At 45.0% G+C, this 19,503-nt stretch carries 13 protein-coding genes and 1 pseudogene; 9 read left to right on the plus strand and 5 right to left on the minus strand.

The window, feature by feature from the left end; genetic code table 11:
* From Q4Q54_RS12605 to Q4Q54_RS12615, 3 genes and pseudogenes are all read right to left on the minus strand, one after another.
* Positions 1–221, minus strand: a pseudogene (locus tag Q4Q54_RS12605) (hypothetical protein); the annotation flags it as partial.
* Positions 222–330: 109 nt separating this feature from the next.
* Positions 331–4,590, minus strand: a complete 4,260-nt coding sequence (locus Q4Q54_RS12610) for an EAL domain-containing protein (protein WP_311988608.1) — start codon at positions 4,588–4,590, stop codon at positions 331–333.
* A gap of 283 nt (positions 4,591–4,873) precedes the next feature.
* Positions 4,874–7,663, minus strand: coding sequence for an insulinase family protein (locus Q4Q54_RS12615; protein WP_311988609.1), 2,790 nt, complete (start codon positions 7,661–7,663; stop codon positions 4,874–4,876).
* 169 nt (positions 7,664–7,832) lie between these two features.
* Here Q4Q54_RS12615 and sixA point away from each other — a divergent pair, with 169 nt between their 5' ends.
* Positions 7,833–8,303 (plus strand): phosphohistidine phosphatase SixA, encoded by a 471-nt coding sequence (sixA, locus tag Q4Q54_RS12620; protein WP_006082236.1) that lies wholly within the window; start codon positions 7,833–7,835, stop codon positions 8,301–8,303.
* A gap of 114 nt (positions 8,304–8,417) precedes the next feature.
* Here the strand turns inward: sixA and smrB are convergent, their stop codons facing one another.
* Complete coding sequence (smrB, locus tag Q4Q54_RS12625; protein WP_261272875.1) at positions 8,418–8,948, minus strand: endonuclease SmrB; 531 nt, start codon at positions 8,946–8,948, stop codon at positions 8,418–8,420.
* Between the two features lie 80 nt (positions 8,949–9,028).
* Between smrB and prmB the strand changes: the two genes are divergently transcribed.
* The 6 genes from prmB to Q4Q54_RS12655 all read left to right on the plus strand — a co-directional run bounded on the left by prmB (position 9,029) and on the right by Q4Q54_RS12655 (position 14,714).
* Complete coding sequence (gene prmB, locus Q4Q54_RS12630) at positions 9,029–9,973, plus strand: 50S ribosomal protein L3 N(5)-glutamine methyltransferase (RefSeq protein ID WP_311988610.1); 945 nt, start codon at positions 9,029–9,031, stop codon at positions 9,971–9,973.
* Positions 9,974–10,097: 124 nt separating this feature from the next.
* Positions 10,098–11,192, plus strand: a complete 1,095-nt coding sequence (gene aroC, locus Q4Q54_RS12635) for a chorismate synthase (protein WP_028761043.1) — start codon at positions 10,098–10,100, stop codon at positions 11,190–11,192.
* Between the two features lie 78 nt (positions 11,193–11,270).
* Positions 11,271–12,446, plus strand: coding sequence for an MFS transporter (locus Q4Q54_RS12640; protein ID WP_311988611.1), 1,176 nt, complete (start codon positions 11,271–11,273; stop codon positions 12,444–12,446).
* Positions 12,447–12,506: 60 nt separating this feature from the next.
* A complete protein-coding gene (locus Q4Q54_RS12645) occupies positions 12,507–13,685 on the plus strand; it encodes an ATP-NAD kinase family protein (protein WP_311988612.1) in 1,179 nt (392 codons plus the stop codon).
* A gap of 5 nt (positions 13,686–13,690) precedes the next feature.
* Positions 13,691–13,975, plus strand: a complete 285-nt coding sequence (locus Q4Q54_RS12650; protein WP_006082230.1) for a YfcL family protein — start codon at positions 13,691–13,693, stop codon at positions 13,973–13,975.
* Positions 13,965–14,714, plus strand: a complete 750-nt coding sequence (locus Q4Q54_RS12655; protein WP_311988613.1) for an RNA methyltransferase — start codon at positions 13,965–13,967, stop codon at positions 14,712–14,714. The genes Q4Q54_RS12650 and Q4Q54_RS12655 overlap by 11 nt, the downstream gene beginning before the upstream one ends.
* Positions 14,715–14,809: 95 nt before the next feature.
* Here the strand turns inward: Q4Q54_RS12655 and mnmC are convergent, their stop codons facing one another.
* Complete coding sequence (gene mnmC / locus Q4Q54_RS12660) at positions 14,810–16,861, minus strand: FAD-dependent 5-carboxymethylaminomethyl-2-thiouridine(34) oxidoreductase MnmC (RefSeq protein ID WP_311988614.1); 2,052 nt, start codon at positions 16,859–16,861, stop codon at positions 14,810–14,812.
* Between the two features lie 138 nt (positions 16,862–16,999).
* Here mnmC and fabB point away from each other — a divergent pair, with 138 nt between their 5' ends.
* Together fabB and Q4Q54_RS12670 are read left to right on the plus strand one after the other, a co-directional pair.
* Entirely contained in the window at positions 17,000–18,211 is a 1,212-nt protein-coding gene (gene fabB / locus Q4Q54_RS12665; RefSeq protein WP_311988615.1) for a beta-ketoacyl-ACP synthase I, read from the plus strand.
* 160 nt (positions 18,212–18,371) lie between these two features.
* A complete protein-coding gene (locus Q4Q54_RS12670; RefSeq protein ID WP_311988616.1) occupies positions 18,372–19,502 on the plus strand; it encodes a 4-phosphoerythronate dehydrogenase in 1,131 nt (376 codons plus the stop codon).
* The last annotated feature ends 1 nt before the right edge of the window (position 19,503 follow it).

The following is a 19,503-nucleotide window of genomic DNA, read 5'->3' on the forward strand; positions in this document are numbered from 1 at the left end:
AGTGATTTGAACTTCACTGCAGGATGACCAGCAACTTCAAGTGATTTGAATTTCACTGCAGGATGACCAGCAACTTCGAGTGATTTGAATTTGACCGCAGGATGCCCTGTAGTTTCAAGCGAAGTTTGTCCAGAATTGGTAGTCGCTTCAAGTGCTGCAGAATTTGCTACAAAACCAATTGAAGATAATAAAGTAACTGTTACTAGGATTCCTTTAATCATTCTAATTCTCTCTCAGGGTAGTTGATATTGATTTATTATTGACACTGATAGTGCTGTTGCACTTGTTGTGCCAATGTTGTAAATCGCAATCAAGTTGAGAGTTAAATGATTAGGTAATGTTGCTTTTTGTGTTTGGCTTTATCATGTCTTCTTGGAGTAACAGGGTAAATTCGGTCTCTTTTATGGCCTTACTAAAAATATAGCCTTGAATTTCTTCACAGTTGAGTGCTCGTAAAATATTCAATTGTGCTGCTTGTTCTACCCCTTCTCCCACAACAGAAAGCCCCATGTTATGGGCGATAGTGATAATAGAATCGACCATTTTGAGATCGCGATCAGACTTATCAATATCGTCAACAAAAGCTTTATCAATTTTTAAAGTATGAATCGGGAAACGTTTTAAGTATGAAAGGGACGAGTACCCAGTGCCGAAATCATCGAGTGCCAAACTAACGCCCATTTTAGCCAGTTGCTGCATGACAATAATCGCCGTTTCCGGCTGCTTAATGACAGTACCTTCAGTTATTTCTAATTCAAGGTGACAAGCGGGGAGTTTGGTGAGTCTTAAAATTGACTCTATTCGTTGTTGGATATCGGGGAGTGCAAATTGACGTGACGATAAATTGACGGCGACTCTGCCGCTGAATATTCCTTGTTCACGCCATTTCTGCGCTGCGAAACAGGCTTTGCGTAAGACGATTTCACCAATTTCAACAATTAAACCGTTTTCTTCAGCAAGTGGAATAAAATCATTTGGGGGTATCAAGCCATGTACTGGATGATTTAATCTGACTAAAGCCTCCATGCCTGCAATTTTACCGCGCTTGAGATCAACCTTAGGCTGATAATAAACTTCAAATAGATCATCTTTTAAGCCTTCACGTATGAGATTCTCTATTTCTAATTGCCTAATCGCATGTTGATTTAATGACTCTGAATAAAACTGATAGCAATTACCTCCTGCTGACTTTGCATGGTACATAGCAATGTCAGCTTTCCTCAGTAATGCTTGCTCACTTTGCTCATCTTCTGGAAATAGTACTATACCAATACTTAATCCTAGGACTAGTTGTTCATTACTCACTTCAAAAGCGGGTTTTAACCCTTCGATAATACGGTTAGCAATCGCAGCGCTGGCGCTTATATCTGAGCCTTTATCTAATACAATGGCGAATTCATCTCCGCCTAGACGGTAAATACTGGTGTTTTTGGGAAGTAATGACTTAATGCGAGCAGCAACGAGCTTTAATAATGTATCTCCAATCTGGTGACCCAAGGAATCATTTATACGTTTAAAATTATCAAGATCAAGTACCATTAACGCATGGGCTATTTCTCGATTCACTAGGTTACTTAAGGTCACTTGTAAGTTGGAGCGATTTGGGAGTCCGGTTAAGAGATCATTATTGGTTAGTTTTCTAAGCTCTTCTTCTTGCTGTTTCCGTCTCGAAATATCCGAAAAAACCCCGACATAGTGTGACAATTCGCCTAACTCATCATAGATAGCATCTATAGTGAGCTCCATGTGGAAGTGACTTTTATCTCCTCTTGCGGCTTCGACTTCATTTGCCCAGCGACCTTGTTGCTTCAACATGGTCCTGATTTGGGTGGAGAAGGTTTCAGGATATAAATCAAATGTGAGTACGTTGCCAATAAAATCAGTTCGGTTACGTAATGAAATCTTACAGCAAGCTTCATTAACTTCGACAAAACGGTATTCACTGTCTAGGATAAACATGCCTTCAGAAATATTTTCAATGGCTTTTTCAAAGAGTTTTAGTTGCTCTTCTTTTTGTTTAAATTGACTAATATTTTTAATCGTACCTGTCATACGCAGGGCATTATCTTTGTCATCCCGCTCTACAATTTTGGCGCGGTCTAAGATCCATACCCAATTTTCGTCTTTACCTTTAACTCGGTATGCTGCTTCGAAATGATCTGTTTCACCATAAAAATGCTTATTGAGCGCTTCTCGAACACGTTCTTGATCCATTGGATGTATATTACTCTCTTCATCCGATTTACCCGAGCGATGTCCATCACGCGGAAATTCAAGTGCTCCCCAGATATTTGAGCGGAAAATGTTGCCAGTTTCTATATCCCAGTCCCACATTTCATCACCACTTCCCCATAAGGAAAGTTTTAATCTTTCTTCACTGAGGACAATTTGTCTTTGCGTCTCCCTACGACGTAAAATGGCTTTTACTATCACAAATGAAATGAATATTGTAATTACTACATATATCGATTTTGCTTGAAATGATGACCACCAAGGAGGTGTTATTATGACAGTAAGCTCTTTTGTTGCTGCTTTTTCACCAGAAAGGGAGTTAACGGCATATACTTGAAAATTATATTTACCTGGCGATAGGTTTGTATATGTAGCAGAGTTTGTTCCATTTGCTGATATCCATGTATCGGAAAGGCCATACATTCTGTAGTGGTAGTTGGTAGAGGAGTCGTCTGACATAGGTGATATAAAATTAAATGAAAATGGGTAATCTGAATATTTTAAGGTTATTTCATTTTTATTTTGATTTTCTTTGTCAAAGAAGTTACTTTCTTTTTCTTGTATTATATTAAATACTAAAAATTCTGATATTTCAGTTCTGTTTATCTTGCTATTATTAATATAGTTCACTGTATTAACTGGAGATACTAAGCTAACTCCATTTATACCAGCAAGTAAAATATAACCATTAACCTCTATTCCACTCGGCGAGTTATATTCATACTGACTTCCATTTGATGTCTTTAAGGTGTATGACTTCTTGTTTTTCTTTTCATATATAATAACTTCACTCAGTGATGCCGCAGTTAAAAAATCATTACTGTCAACGATGGAGTAAATTTCTTTTTTATTAGAAAATACTTCAGAAATACTATTGTTTTTTGCATTGTAGAACATTAACGATGTAGATGTTCCAAAATAAATTCCATTATCGCTTTTTACTATGCTGTATGTTATTTCTTCACTTAAGTTTTTTAATAATCCATTTTTATATTCTTTAAGCCCCCCCTGACCTGCAACATAAATAATATCTGTCGACTCTAATTCAATATCAAAAATTGGCTCGTTTTTTTTAGTGTCAACACTACTGATTATTTCTCCTTTACTGATAATCAATACTTTTCCATCAGATGTTCCTGCAGCAATTAACGAGTTATCTTCATTGCTAGATAAGGACGAGATTGATTTTTTACTAATCAATTTTACAGTATCTATTGTCTTCAAAAATAATCCATTATTAGTCCCGAAATAGAGCCCGTCATCATTCAATATTGCATATTTATATCCTTGACTTTGTGTGTCGAAACTTTCTATTAAACTAAAGTTGTTGTCAAAAAGATCTATTTTTTCGGATTCGGATGAGACGAGAAATCCCTGAGGGTTCTTTGTAAGATGCCAGGCATTATCTTTTACTAAATTAGTTTGCTGTACTAGGTTATTAACGTTTCTTATAATAATAACGCCTTGATCAATGCTGCCTAATATAAACATATCTTCTGTTGCAAGAAATGAAGATATTTTATCAGTGCGATCTGAAGATAGAAGTCCTACAATGGCATTTTTAGAAATATTAACAATGTTTTCGTTAGTGAAGCCATAAATCGTATTTTTATATTTTGTGAGTTGAGAGAATGCTCGTGGATCTATTTTTATTATTTCATTGCCTTCGTATTCATATAATCCATCACTGAATGATATTAGCATTGTCGTGTCATTCTTTTGCTCAAAATCTATTGTTTTTCGAGCTATCTCTTTTAACTCACTCCCGCTTAGTTCAAATAATGTACCTGCATAGTCTCTTATATAATAATCGTCGCCTACTTTTATCGTTTTTTTAATTTCACTTAGGCCTTTCTTTGAAAGTTCATAAGTTTGCTCTTTGTTACTTATATCAATAATTGCTTTGTTGGTTCCAACAATTAAACTCTTATCACTTGAGTTGAGGCTCCAGACTGGGGAGTCATTTACCGATAGGCCATAATGAGAAAATGATTCTTGCAGTTTATCATATACGACTAGACCACTATCGGTTCCAACATATAACACGCCTTGTTCATCAATGAGTAAACTTCTGATAAAAGAACTGGGAAGGCCTGTTCTGGCATCATTAGCATAAAAATGCTTAAAGTTTTTCCCATCAAATCGATTAAGTCCATTAAATGTTCCAATCCATAGATAACCATCATGGTCCTGGACTATAGACGTAACTGTGCTTTGGGAAAGTCCTTGCGGGACACCAAAAGATTGTGATTGGAGAATAATTGGAGATTTATCAGAAAAGGGAGATGCGTTTACGTCTTCGAATGCATGCAAGCCAAAGAAAGCGAGCAAGACGATTTTAAAGAGTGCTTTAGGCATAGTGTTTGTTCTTATTATCCGAGGATGCCATGAAACAATTGTGTTACATCACTTTTCCAGAAAGTGAGGGCTTTGTCAAAGCGGAGGCGGCTAAAAATCCTTTTAACAGCATGTAGATGCAGCAAAATTGTCCGCAGTAGGAGGGGTAGAACATGGACTAGCCATGTTTTACATTAGTATTACGCCCAACCGTGATAGATACAACTATAGTTGGGCCAATTTGTAGCGGTTTTGTTTGTTTGTCCAACTTTGTGAACAAATGTGTGTGTAAAAGTGTTTTTGTTTAGAAATTAAACTTCTCTGCCGTTTGCTTAAACGTTTTGAGATCTGTGATCATCTTTTCTGACAGCAACGCCGCTTGGGTTCTGTGCTGTTCACCCGTGCTAAATAAGACTAAGCGGTCACTGTGTTTGGTGCGCATTTTACGCATCATGAATTTGAGTAAATCAGTGCGGGTGAGCTTAGTGATTTCGTCTACAACGAGCTCCCTTTGGTTAAATTGATAATCTCTGTTGCCGACACTGACCCAATATCGTTGGCTGCGAGTTTTGAGGTTCGCATCGTGCTCCATGATCTGACTAATAAGACCGACCTTAGTGCTTTCCCATTCTTCGTTGGTGATTTGCATCACGGCGTAATTAAAGTCGGCAATAAACTCATCTATCGCCTCTAATAAATGCAGTGGTCCAGTCGTAGGTGACTGGATATAAAAAATGAGTCCTGGATGGCGATTGAGCGGCAGATAACCTGTGCCAACCATGTAGCCTAACTGTTTTTCAGTTCGCAGTTCATGGAAGAAGGTGGACGACATAGTATGATTTAGTAAGCTAAACAGTGCCATTTTTTCTGGCGTTGCTACTGCGGATTGGTAATACACAATGATCGCGCTATCTTGATGATCTATTGCAAGTTCTCTAAGTAAGGTGCCTTGACCCGTTAAATTGACTAATTCTCTGGTGGACTCTGCGCTTGGCGTCGAAACCAAGGATAAAATGTGCTCTAAGCGTTTACCGAGAGCTTGCGCTTCAGAGACTAACCAATCCCCATAAACTAATCCTTCAAGATAGATCTTCTCGTAAAAGGCGCGTACATGGTTATGCAAATCTTCAAGGCTTATGTCTTCGAGCATTTGAGCCATGCGGGCAGGCTCATAACTGCTTTTTTGTAGCGTGACAGTGAGGCTAGTAAACAATTGTGAAATAGGTTTAGCCTGCGCTAGATTCTGCCAACTGCGCAGTAGTTGAGATTTAATTAGGGCAAAACGTTCTTCAGTAAAATTACGCTCTCTGGCTTTGTGGATTAACAAGGCCAACAGGGTTTCTTGATTACCGGTAAAGCCCGATAAATGCAGGGTAATGCCGCCTTGATGCGGATAAATATTGTAGCTTAAGCCCGCAACTTCGGCCTGATAGGTTGGTTCAGTCAGATAATCGAGCAGCATTTCAACATACAGGCGGGTGAGGGCGGCATGTTTAGGTGTTTTACTCGCCTGTTCTGAGTCCAGCGACAAATACATGTGGCCCTTGGGCACATTAAACTCATCGTCTTTCTTGTGCCAAATACGGTATCCCGTCGATTCTGCAACGATCACTGGTACCTCGACATCGCTCTTATCTGGTCGAGGAATGGAGTCGGCGACGATAAATGGGTTTGCTGCAGGTAATTGTAATTCTGGGCGAATACTGCTCACTTGCCAACGAACGAGGGACTGAGGTGCAATAGGGCGCACTTTATAGGGCGTGTGATACCAGTTGGCTTTACGATCCGTTTTAACCGATTGCGCGATAAGCTGCAGACGCATATTGTGGGGCGTCATTAGCTCGAGTAGGGATATGGTTTCTGGAATATCCAGCCCATCCATTCGATAGTCACCAAAGACCAAATCTTCGACTTCATAATGATGCATATTGATGCTGAGGTGGCTGGCCAAATCGAGTGATTTAACTTGCTCTTGGTAGCGAAACGCCATTTTGAGTAAGTTTGCGCGCTCTAAATAACGCCATTCATCTAAACCCTGGGTTTTGATGAGCTCAATATACTCAAAACAGCAGCTGATAATCTCATCAAGATTCGCCAGTCCCTTATCGGTTAATTGTAAACCGATACTGTAATCTTTGAAGTTATAACCATTTACGCCGCCGCCCGCGGACAAGTTATTCACCAGTCCCTGCTCTTTAAGATAGGACAAAAGGCTGCCATGGCTCTCATTGCCTAAAATATGGCTGATATAAGTCAAAGGCTTACGTTTGTAGTAGTGGTCAATGCCAGGGAAATTAAAGCTGATGCTTAAGCGTTTTTGCTCCTTAAGCGGCACGATATCAATTTGGGTTAACAGCTCATTTTCTGAAAACAGCGGCACTTGAGGATAGTTTTTCACTAAGTTCAAGTTTTGGATCCCGCTAAAATAATGGCAGGCTAAATCTTCTAATTCGTCGAGGGAAAGCGGCGCGACTAAGCACAAGGTCATTAAGTTGGCGCTGTAGTGGCTTTGATAGAAATCGAGTAATTCGCTACGTACCTGTGCTTGCTCTCCGCCTAAGGTCACTAAGTTACCGACTGAAAATTTTGAGAAAGGATGCAGTGGATTAACTGTCTCTTTGAGCACTTGATAGGTACGGCGGATATCGTCTTTCAGTTTTAAACTAAATTCAGATTCAATGGCTTGGCGCTCTCTGTCGACTAAATCTAAATCAAATTTAGGGGCGATAAAAAATTGGCTGAATCTGTCTAAGGAGTCGGCAAATACGTCTTCATTGATGGTGAAAAAGAAGTTAGTGTGTTCAGTGCCCGTCCAAGCGTTATTGCTGCCGCCATGTTGGTTGATAAAGGCGTGGTACTCGCCTGAGTCGGGAAATTTTTCGGTACCAAGAAAGAGCATATGCTCTAAAAAGTGCGCCATGCCGGGTCTATCTGCTGGATCATCAAAATGACCCACGCCTACAGCCATAGATGCGGCCGCTTGGCTGGCATCTTGATCTTCAACCAATAACACCCTAAGCGCGTTATCTAACACAAGATAACGATACTTGCGGTGATCGTTTGGACTTTTATAAATAGACTGAGAGGCTTGCAAAGAGACACTCCGATAACGATAGCTTGTTATATATTGATAGTCTTAATGGTTTTTAGCAAATATCTCTTGTGTTTATCGACTAAAGATTAAGCCTTACATGGTTTGTTGAAATGAATTTTAGGGCTACAATTGGGATAAAACAAAAACAAGTTTGAGTCGCGAGAGAAGTATGCAGCTATTTTTGATGAGACATGGTGACGCCGGATTTAATGCTCAGTCTGATAGAGACAGAACACTGACCGATGTTGGAAGGCACCATACTGTGTTGATGAGCAACTGGTTGGCTCGCAGTGTGACTGATTTCGATCTTGTTTTGGTGAGTCCTTACTTACGTGCACAGCAAACTTGGCAGGAGTTGAGTCAGCATTTTCCGGAACCGCGTAAGTGGTTAGTCGCTGATGATCTTGTTCCCTCAGGCGATCCCGCCAATGTAGCCGCGTTAGTTGTAGCCTACGCTGAGTTATACAAGGCGGATAAAGTGCTAGTGATTGCTCACATGCCGTTATTGGGCTATTTGGTCAGTGAGTTAGTGGCAGGTGTTGAACCGCCGTTATTTGCCACCTCGGGCATTACGCTCATTGATAAACATGCCGAGCAAGCTTCAATCGTATGGCAGCATGCGCCACACAGCATTAGCTAGCTTAGATTTATATCCCATTTACAGAACAAACGGCCCACATTATGTGGGCCGTTTGTTTTGCTAAATCTCTAAATTGCCAAATCTGAAACGTTAATCTCTGAAGCCGATAGCGAGTTAACGTCTATGCGGCTGCTCTCCAATATCAATCAGCACTAATAATGCCGCATCGCCACCCCATTCTTTAGGCGCTTGATGGAAAGCCTTCACCATAGGATGCTGCACTAACCACATGGGAACTTGTTGTTTCAATATGCCACTGCCGTAGCCGTGCATAATGCAGCAGCACAGGCTTTGTTGTTTGACGCAGGCTTGGATCAGTGCCGCTAACTCAAGTTTGGCTTCCGATTGGCGATAGCCGTGTAAATCCAGCAGTAAATCTGGCTGGTAATCTCCACGTCGCAGGCGTTTGAGTTCTATGCTATCAACCCCTTCCGCCAACCAACGCATCGGCCCTTGTACTGGCAGTAGCGGCTGATAAGTATCTGAGAAATAACTGTTAGCATGCAGTTGCTGCTCTTTCAGTTCTATTTCCTGTTTGGTTTTTAAGGGCGTGCGAAAGTGTCGCTTATTTTGCGTGATGGGTTTAATACCATCGATAAGCGCTGAGAACATCGCCAAGCCTTCTTTGTCGTCGTCTTTATTCATGGCGGGTATTCTATTGAATCCTATGGTTTCTGAATAGAGTTCAGTTACAATGTTCGCGAACAAACTAGCGGGAGCACGTTTTGGATAAGATCTTTGTAGATGAAGCTGTGACAGAATTACGCACTATTGGCGATATGTTACGTTGGGCCGTGAGCCGTTTTAACGATGCTAATGTGTATTATGGTCATGGTACTGATAATGCGTGGGATGAAGCCATCGCCTTAGTTTTCCATGCTTTACACTTACCCGAAGAAATCGGCCAGCAAGTGATTTTAAGCAACTTGACCAGCAGTGAAAAGCATAAAATTGTCGAGTTGATTATTCGCCGTGTCAGAGAGCGCCTACCTGTGCCTTACCTGACCAACAAAGCACGTTTTGCTGGATTGGAATTTTACGTCGATGAGCGCGTGTTAGTGCCACGTTCACCGATTGCTGAAATGATCGCCAATCGTTTTAGCCCATGGTTATATAACAAGCCAGTCACACGTATTTTAGATTTATGTACTGGCAGCGCTTGTATCGCGATTGCCTGTGCCTTTGAGTTTGAAGACGCCGAAGTTGACGCGCTGGACATCAGCGAAGATGCTTTAGATGTGGCGCAAATCAATATCGAAACCTTAGGTGTGATGGACCGAGTATTCCCGATGCAATCGGATCTGTTTTCGGCCATCCCAGAAGGCCCTCAGTATGATTTGATTGTCTCAAACCCACCTTATGTGGATGCCGAAGACATTGGCGATATGCCAGATGAATATCACCATGAGCCCGCCATTGGTTTAGCCTCAGGTCACGACGGCTTAGATTTAACCAAACGCATACTGGCCAATGCCGCGCAATACCTCACACCAACGGGTTTACTCGTGGTCGAAGTGGGTAATTCTATGGTGCATTTGATTGAGCAATTCCCAGAAGTGCCATTCACTTGGATTAACTTTGAAAATGGCGGCGATGGCGTATTCGTATTGACCCGCGATCAACTGGTCGAAAATCAGTCAGTGTTCGGCATTTATCGCGACGCACAATAACCTAAAGTAGCAAATTAGGTTGAGACTTTTCTCGCTGCCAGTTAGGCTTGCAGCGGGAAAATAAATGGTCCAGTGGTCGCTGGACACGGAGCGATGAAAAAATAACCTAAGGTGTACAAAGCGGATGTCTGGAAACAGTATTGGTCAAAATTTTGTAGTGACGACGTTTGGTGAGAGTCACGGTGTTGCGCTCGGTTGCATAATTGATGGTTGCCCACCCGGGCTTGAATTAACCGAAGCCGATATGCAGCACGATCTTGACCGCCGTCGTCCTGGGACATCCCGATATACCACGGCCCGTCGTGAGCCCGATGAAGTGCGGATTTTATCCGGCGTTTTCGAAGGTAAAACCACGGGTACCTCGATTGGACTCTTGATTGAAAATACCGATCAACGCAGTCAAGATTACTCTAATATCAAAGATTTATTTCGCCCTGGGCACGCCGATTATACCTACCAGCAAAAGTACGGTATGCGTGACTACCGCGGTGGTGGCCGCTCTTCAGCCCGTGAAACTGCGATGCGGGTTGCGGCGGGTGCTGTGGCTAAAAAGTATTTAAAGCAAGTTCACGGTATCGAGATCTACGGCTATATGTCGCAGCTGGGTCCTATTTGTGCGCAGACCATTGATCTTGACCAAATCGAGCAAAATGCCTTTTTCTTCCCCGATGCTAGCAAGCTGGAAGCGCTTGATGAATACATGCGTGAGCTGAAAAAATCCGGTGACTCGATTGGCGCGAAAATCTCCGTTATCGCGACAGGTGTGCCAGTGGGTTTAGGTGAGCCAGTATTTGATAGACTCGATGCCGATATCGCCCACGCGCTGATGGGTATTAATGCCGTCAAAGGTGTTGAGATTGGTGATGGTTTTGGTGTCGTGACGCAAAAGGGCTCCGAAGGGCGTGACTTAATGTCGCCGCAAGGCTTTGAATCTAACCATGCGGGCGGTGTGCTCGGTGGGATTTCGTCGGGTCAGCCGATTATTGCCCATATTGCGTTAAAACCCACCTCCAGCATCAGCGTGCCGGGTCAAAGTATGACGGCGCAGGGTGAAATGGCCGAAGTTGTCACTAAAGGTCGTCACGATCCCTGTGTTGGGATCCGCGCGGTACCGATTGCCGAAGCTATGCTTGCCATTGTGTTGATGGATCACTTATTAAGACACAGAGCGCAAAATCAGGATGTGCGTAGTCACACGCCCGTTCTCGGAATGAGATAGGGATATAAGATAGGCGCATGAAATAGCTGCTATGCGATAACGATACAATGAGTGGCATGAGATAAATGGAATGCGTTAATGTCAACTTCTTCTAGCACAAGCCGGCAATTACGCTGGCTTTGTGCCTGCTATTTTTTCTTCTTTTCTATTCTCGGTACTATGGTCCCATATCTTGGGGTCTTCTTCGAAAATCGCGGTTTTAATCCTCAAGAAATTGGCTTTTTACTCGCCATCCTGATGGCGACGCGTATCGTTGCCCCGAATGTGTGGGCCAAAGTGGCTGACCGAACCGGGATGCGTGCCGAGCTGATAAAAATGGGGGCGGGAGCCGCCGCGCTGGCGTATTTGAGTTTCTTCTACCATGGCGGTTTTGTGTATATGGCGCTGAGTCTGGCCCTCTATACCTTCTTTTGGAACGCGATCCTTGCCCAGCTTGAAGTGATCACCTTAGAAACCTTAGGCGAGAATGCCAGCCGCTACGGTCAAATTCGCAGTTGGGGCAGTGTCGGTTATATTTGTCTTGTTGTCGGTGCGGGCTTTGCCATTGGTCAGTGGGGCACTGAGGTGCTGCCTTATATCGGTTTCTCATTATTTATCGGCATGTTAGCCTGTGCGTTGCCATTACCAGCAAATCGTTTAGTGCGCGACACCAGCCAAGTGCGGCTGCCATTGCAATGGAATCGGGCGATTATTTGGTTCTTAGTCTCGGCCATGTTGCTGCAAATGAGCGCAGGGCCTTTCTACGGCTTCTTCGTCTTATATTTAAAGCAAGCGGGTTACTCCGAATCCTCGGCGGGGATATTTGTCGCCCTTGGCGCTATGGCCGAGATTGTGATGTTTATGTTCGCGCCGCGTTTACTCGGCCGCTATGGCGTTAATACTCTACTCATTGTCAGTATCGGCATGACTTGCTTGCGTTGGTTGTTGGTCGCCTTTGGGGTAGATAGCGTGTTGTGGCTAGGTGTTAGTCAATTATTACATGCCTTTACCTTTGGCTTAACCCACGCGGCATCGATTCAATTTGTGCATAAACATTTCGATGCGAGTCACAGAAGCCAAGGTCAAGCCCTGTATGCCAGCTTAAGTTTTGGTGTTGGCGGCGCGCTCGGCACTTGGATTTGTGGCTATATTTGGGGCGATGGAAGCGGGGCGGTTTGGTCTTGGGTATTTGCAGCAGGATGCGCCTTTGCCGCTATGCTGGCGGTATTCTTTATTCCTACGGATAAACCGAGTGTTGCAGCCCATACGGCCTAGTCATATCCATTAAGATAAAAGTATAAAAAAATCAAAAAATTGTGTTAAGTGAGGTAAAGGTTGATTCGGTTTCGTTTAGGGTTAGTTGTCAATCCATTGGCTGGCTTAGGTGGCAGTGTTGGCCTTAAGGGCAGTGATGGCGTTGCGCAAGAGGCGCTCGCCTTAGGCGCTGAACCCAAAGCCGCTTTGCGTATGATGCAGGCCCTTGAGGTTATCCGTGATTATGCCGATGACATCGAAGTCATTACCGCTTCGGGCATCATGGGTGAAGACGCCGCTAAAACACTCGGTTTTACCACGCGAGTGGTGTATCAAACCCCAGATAAAACACAGGCACTGGATACGCAGGCCGTTGTGCGCGCGCTGCTGGATGAACCACTGGATTTACTGCTCTTTGCCGGTGGTGACGGCACTGCTCGCGATGTTTACTCCGTATTTGAACAAGCCACTATCGATGACAAATTACCCGTGCTTGGTGTGCCCGCTGGCGTGAAAATTCATTCCGGCGTTTACGGTATTACGCCCCATGCCTCTGGCATGGTGGTCAAAATGTTGCTCGATGGCGAACTCGTTAGTTTGATGTCCGCCGATGTGATGGATATCGACGAAGTGGCTTTTCGCCAAGGCACAGTGCGCGCCAAACGCTTTGGTGAGCTTTTAGTGCCCGCCGAGCCGCGTTATGTGCAAGCGGTGAAGATGGGCGGCAAGGAAGTCGATGAACTCGTGCTGGCCGATATCGCCGCCGATGTGATCAATCAAATGGAAGATGAGCTGTATATCATGGGCTCTGGCAGTACGGTTGCCTTTGTGATGGAAGAGTTAGCTCTGGACAATACCCTGCTCGGTGTTGATCTCATTCAAGATAAAAACCTTGTTGGCAGTGACTTAACCGCGAATGAATTACTTGAACTGACCCAAGATAAGCCGACTAAGTTGGTGATTACTTTAATTGGCGGCCAAGGCCATATCTTAGGGCGCGGCAATCAACAGTTGTCGCCTGAGCTCATTCGGCGCATCGGAAAAGACAATATTATTATCCTCGCCACAAAAACTAAGCTAAAAGCACTTGATGGACGACCACTAATTGTGGATAGTGGCGACCCTAAATTAGATAGCGAGCTTGGCGGCTATTACAAAGTGACGACGGGCTACCATGATTACGTCATGTATCAGGTGGCCAATCCAGATTTATTGGTCGCAGCAGATGTGTCGGCCAATCCAGTATTAATGGAGAGTTAGACCCAATGTTAGAGCATTACGAAGACGCATTAGAACAGTGGATCGCCAGTGTAGTCAGCCATGGTGATGACGATGCTTTGTTTGCCTGTGGCTATTTACAGGGCCATGTCGCCGTTGTGTTATCGCAACTTGAAGCGCAGGGTGCAACCGATCTCGATGCCCTTATGTTGAAAATGACCGATTGTTTAGCACTCGCGCGCCAAGAATTAAATGATGCCGATTATGCCTTGGTTGAACAGGCATGGGCACAGCTGCATGCAAGGATTGTAGGCGAATTTGATGTTGCCTAGCGTTATGCCTATGACTGACAACGAGCAAGTGACTAATACTGCAGTGACTAGTACCGAAGTAACGAGTACAGAAATGCCGAGTGCTGAATTTGCCTGTGAGCAAACGCTCGATGCCAGCGCGGTATTTATCGGTTTAGTGAATCCTAAAACGCCCGTTAATGTCGGCGGTATAATGCGCGCATCGGGTTGTTATGGTGTCGATGGGGTATTTTATACCGGCAGGCGCTACGAGTTAGCCGCGCGTTCGGGTGCAGTGCAATACCATGTCGATACTAAGGATGCTGGAGAGCGCATTCCGCTCACGGGTGTGACTTCATTACTCGCCTCGATTCCGGCGGACACTAAGCTTATCTGTGTGGATTTGGTGGTTGGCGCGACGCCGCTGCCGGATTTTGTCCATCCCGCGAAAGCCTTTTATGTGTTTGGTCCTGAAGATGGCACTATTGGCCAAGAGATTATCGATAAAGCCGATGCCGTAGTGTATGTGCCTACGGTCGGTTGTATGAATCTTGCTGCGTCGGTCAATGTGTTGTTATACGACAGATTGGCGAAATCTCACCGTGAGGCTGCAAGCCTAGCATCGAACATAAGCGGTGATGAGCTGATCCGCCAGAGTCGCGATAACAACAATCGTACTCGGGTAAAAGTGCCCAGAGCGCCGCGAAAACCTCGACATGTTAAATCCAGTAGTGTTGAGCCTAGCTGTAGTGACAACGCAATAGTCATCACAGCCGCTTAAGTGGTTTACAGAAAACATTTAAAAAAGGGATTAAGCCATGGCTTAGTCCCTTTTTTATAGCGCTGAGAAACGTTATTTTTCTAGCGATTGATTGCCTAGAGCGCTTTACCCTTGAGCAATTTTCGCAGCCACATGCGATTGGGGTTGAGTTTACACAGGGTGGCTTTATCGAGCGGTATTGGTTCGCCGCAAAGCTGCGCCGCGAGACATTCCGCGGCCAGAGGCCCTGAACTTAACCCCCGTGAGCCCAACCCGCCAAGAATATACAGTCCTTGATGCACCGGCGCTGGCGTGGTTTGCCAGTAGTGACGACTCTCTTTAGTGAGTTGATGTTGCTCATAATCCTCAAGGATTTTGGCCACATCGGGCGCGCAGCCCATCATAGGGAAATGATCCCGCGTCACCATACGCACGCCAACACGGGCATTGTTGCCACTCATGTCGATATCTTTAAGCCAGCTTTGGTTCGGATAACTCTCGTGCATTTTGGCGAGGTTTTCTTGTTGTTCCTGCGGGCAAAAGTCTAAATGCTCGGGTTCTTTAACGTAACTCGCGCCAAGGCAGTGGAGTCCTTGGTGACTTGGCGTTAAATAACCGTTTGCGCACAGCACAGTTGCGAGCTGACTCAATTGAAATTGCGCGGGCACATGGCTAACTTGGCCGCGAAAGGGGCTAATTTGTAATTTGTTGCTGGCATCAAATTGTGTCAATTCTGCGCCATTGGCGAGTACAAGTTGCGCGAAGGGCCCGAAACGTTCCTTTTCAGTTAACAAAACCCAGCCATCGCTTTGGCGTTCAATGGCAAGGATGTCGGTATTGAGCGAGACGCTCACATCGGCCAGTTGCATCGCTTTTCGTATCGCAGCTTCGGCATATTCAAATGGACACACCCAGCCACCTAAGGGATAGAAAAAGCCTGGCTTATCGAGATTGATTTTGGCAATGGCATTGGCTTGCTCAGCATCGACGGCGTAGGCGATTTCACTTGGCCAAGGTTGGCCTTGAATGATTTTATCGAGTCGTAATTGGCTGCGTTCATCGTGGGCGGTTTGCAATACGCCGCAAAAATCATGGGAAATCGGCGTCTGATTGCTGGCGGGGGCGGATGTCAGCGCCTGTACTCTACGTCGACTAAATAAAAATGCCTGCTGGAAGAAGCGGCTAAGCTCGTCATTTTCCGGTGTCAGCAGTGGATAAATCGCCCCTTGACGATTGCCCGAGGCGCCTTGGCCAAGCTTGGGGTCTTTACAAAACAGCTGCGTGTCTTGGCCTCGCTCGGCCAAAGACAGCGCCAAATGCGCCGAGGCTAACCCGCCGCCTATGATGGCAATCGAGCTGGACGTGTCCGAGGGTAAGATTGCAGCCATAGGATTAAAGGCATAGGCTTTGGCATCTTGCTGGCGTAAGACGTGGCGCTCGTGTAACAAAATGGCATCAGGCTGATGGTTTGTCTGTATTTCAGCGCAGGTAAAATCGCTCACCTCAAAGCCACAGGCTTGGAAACGATTGATTGTTGTTTCGTTTAATCCGCTTGATTCGCTCGATTCGCTTAATTCAATAGTGGCAATGGTCGCGCTATCGTCACTGAGTTTTGCCATCTGCCAATGGTTTTGCTGATTCAACCCATTTTGCAGATGGGGCAATACCAGCCAGTGCTGAACGGGGTGAAGTGGAGAATGGATGAGTGAACTGAGCTGGGATTGAATATCACCAAAGTGCAAGTCGATTGTGAAACGACCGTCATCAAAAATTAATCTCTGGCAACCTATAATAGCCGCAGGCTCTGCATGAAGTAAGCGTTGGGTAAGTGGCTCAAGTTCAGGCTCTTTGGTTAAACAGGCGGATTGATCCCAAAGTAATTTAAGTTCGTAAGCATTAATCGGATTGGGTTCGAACACTTTTAAAAGTAAACGTTGGCTAAGGTGCGAATGAGCGCGCCACCAAGCTAAGAGTTCAAGCCCGTTGCCTAGACCAATTTGGCCTAATATTAAGAGTTTTTGCTGTGAATGAGCCTCAAATACCCGCTGCTGATAAATGCTCAACTTGCTGAGATAGTGTGCATCAGTGTCAGCGGTTGCGGGATAAAGGTTGATTAATTGCGGGTAATCACGCTTAATTTGACAAGGTTTATTGGGCTCTGCAGTCAAAGAAATTTACTCTCGGTCTCATAATTGGCATTATTTTACTCGCCTTTATGGAAAGCTGACCACTTAATTGAGTCAAAACAGATACTATTGGCTCAGCGAAAAGTAGGTACTGACATGTACACAATGGATAGCAATAAAATGAAAAGAGTCGTGATCACCGGAATGGGTGTTGTTTCAAGTATCGGTAATAACAAGCAAGAAGTGACCGAGTCACTGAAAGCGGGCCGCAGTGGTATTACGCATTCAGCTCAGTTTGAAGAGATGCAGTTACGTAGCCACGTATGGGGTGACATCAAGTTAAACCCAGCTGAGCATATCGATCGTAAAGCGCTACGCTTCATGGGCGATGCCGCTGCCTATGCTTACATTGCGATGCAAGAAGCCGTTAGCGATGCCAATTTAACTGAAGAGCAGTATTCAGATCCGCGCGTCGGTTTGATTGTCGGTACAGGCGGCGCATCATCGTCTAACCAAGTGCAATCTGCCGATACACTGCGTGAAAAAGGCGTCAAACGTGTTGGTCCGTATATTGTGCCTCGCATCATGTCGAGCACGGCCAGTGCTTGTTTGGCTACGCCATTTAAAATTAAAGGCATGAATTATTCTATCAGTTCAGCCTGTGCAACCAGCGCTCACTGTATTGGTCACGCCGTTGAACTTATCCAAATGGGTAAGCAAGACATGGTGTTTGCCGGTGGTGCTGAAGAAGTGGATTGGACACTGACCATGGGCTTCGACGCTATGGGTGCACTGTCAACTAAGTATAATGCCACACCCGAAAAAGCCTCCCGTACCTATGATGCAGACCGTGATGGTTTTGTGATCTCTGGCGGCGGCGGTATTTTAGTGGTTGAAGAGTTAGAGCATGCTCTAGCTCGCGGCGCAAAAATTTACGCTGAAGTGATTGGTTATGGCGCGTCTTCAGACGGTTATGACATGGTAGCGCCATCAGGCGAAGGCGCAGTGCGTTGTATGCAAATGGCGATGATGGATGTCGATACCCCAATCGATTACATCAACACTCATGGCACTTCAACGCCAGTGGGCGACGTGCGTGAATTAGAAGCGCTACGTGAAGTATTCAAAGACAATTGCCCACCGATTGCATCGACTAAGTCTATGACAGGTCATGCATTAGGCGCCGCAGGCGTACATGAAGCGATTTACAGCTTAATCATGATGGAAAACAGCTTTATTGCCCCAAGCATCAATATTGAAAATCTGGACGACGCGGCGAAAGATATGCCTATCGTTCGTGAATATCGCGATGCTGAGCTGAATACAGTCATGAGTAACAGCTTTGGTTTTGGCGGTACAAACGCCACGCTAGTGATGCGTAAATTCAAATAAGTTTGTTTATCAAACGCGATAGAAGGGAAGCTTAGGCTTCCCTTTTTTATGGGCGTTTTATGTGAACCTGTTGCATAGGCAGGGATTTATCCCATTAGTCTTGTTAGAATACCGAGCATCTTGATGCCTTCCATTCCCACTTTTATCCGATCAGGTGCCCATGAAGATTTTAGTCGATGAAAATATGCCCTATGTTGAACCGCTATTTGGCGATCTCGGGGACATTATTCCTGTTAACGGCCGCACGTTAACCGCCGAGCAAGTACGCGATGCCGATGTGCTATTAGTGCGCTCGGTCACCAAAGTGAATGCCGAGTTGCTCTCAGGCAATAACAAGCTGAAATTTGTCGGCAGTGCCACCATAGGCACAGATCATGTGGATTTAACCTATCTTGCTGAGCGTAATATTCCCTTCTCTAATGCACCAGGTTGCAATGCGACTGCGGTTGGGGAGTTTGCTTTTATCGCTATGCTGGAGTTAGCGCAGCGCTTTAATTCGCCGCTTAAGGGCAAGGTCGTCGGCATCGTGGGCGCGGGCAACACTGGCACTGCGACGGCAAAATGTTTGCAAGCCTACGGTATTAAGGTGCTGCTTAATGATCCCATTAAAGCTGCAGAGGGCGATCCGCGCAGTTTTGTGAGCTTAGAAACCATCATGGCGCAGGCCGATATCATCAGTTTGCATGTGCCCATCACGCGCACTGGCGAGCATAAAACCAAGTATTTGTTCGATGAGGCGCGCTTAAAGGCACTCAAACCCAATACATGGTTAGTGAATTGCTGCCGCGGTGATGTGATAGATAATCAGGCGCTTATTAAAGTGAAGCAGCAACGTGACGATCTTAAATTAGTGCTAGATGTGTGGGAAGGCGAGCCAACACCTCTGCCCGAGTTGGTACCATTGGCAGAGTTTGCTACGCCGCATATTGCAGGTTACAGCTTAGAAGGTAAGGCGCGCGGCACTTTTATGCTTTACCAAAACCTGTGTCAGTTGCTGAATGTAGCAGCCGATAAAAGCCTGCTGGATCTCTTGCCAAGCTTTAACATTAAGGCGGTCGAACTTGCGGCAGCGCCGAATGAAAAAGCCTTATTACAGCTTGCGCGCTTTGTCTATGATTTGCGCGACGATGACAAGATGTTCAGAAATACATTCTTAAATGAGAATGGCTTCGACACTATGAGAAAAAATCACCAACATAGACGCGAATTTAGTGCATTGGCGCTGGCTTATGACGGTCAATCTGAGGTAGATTGGTTGTCCAATTTAGGTTTTTCAGGAGTCGGTCAGTAGC

Source organism: Shewanella sp. SP2S2-4, assembly GCF_031932025.1.
Taxonomy (GTDB): domain Bacteria; phylum Pseudomonadota; class Gammaproteobacteria; order Enterobacterales; family Shewanellaceae; genus Shewanella; species Shewanella baltica.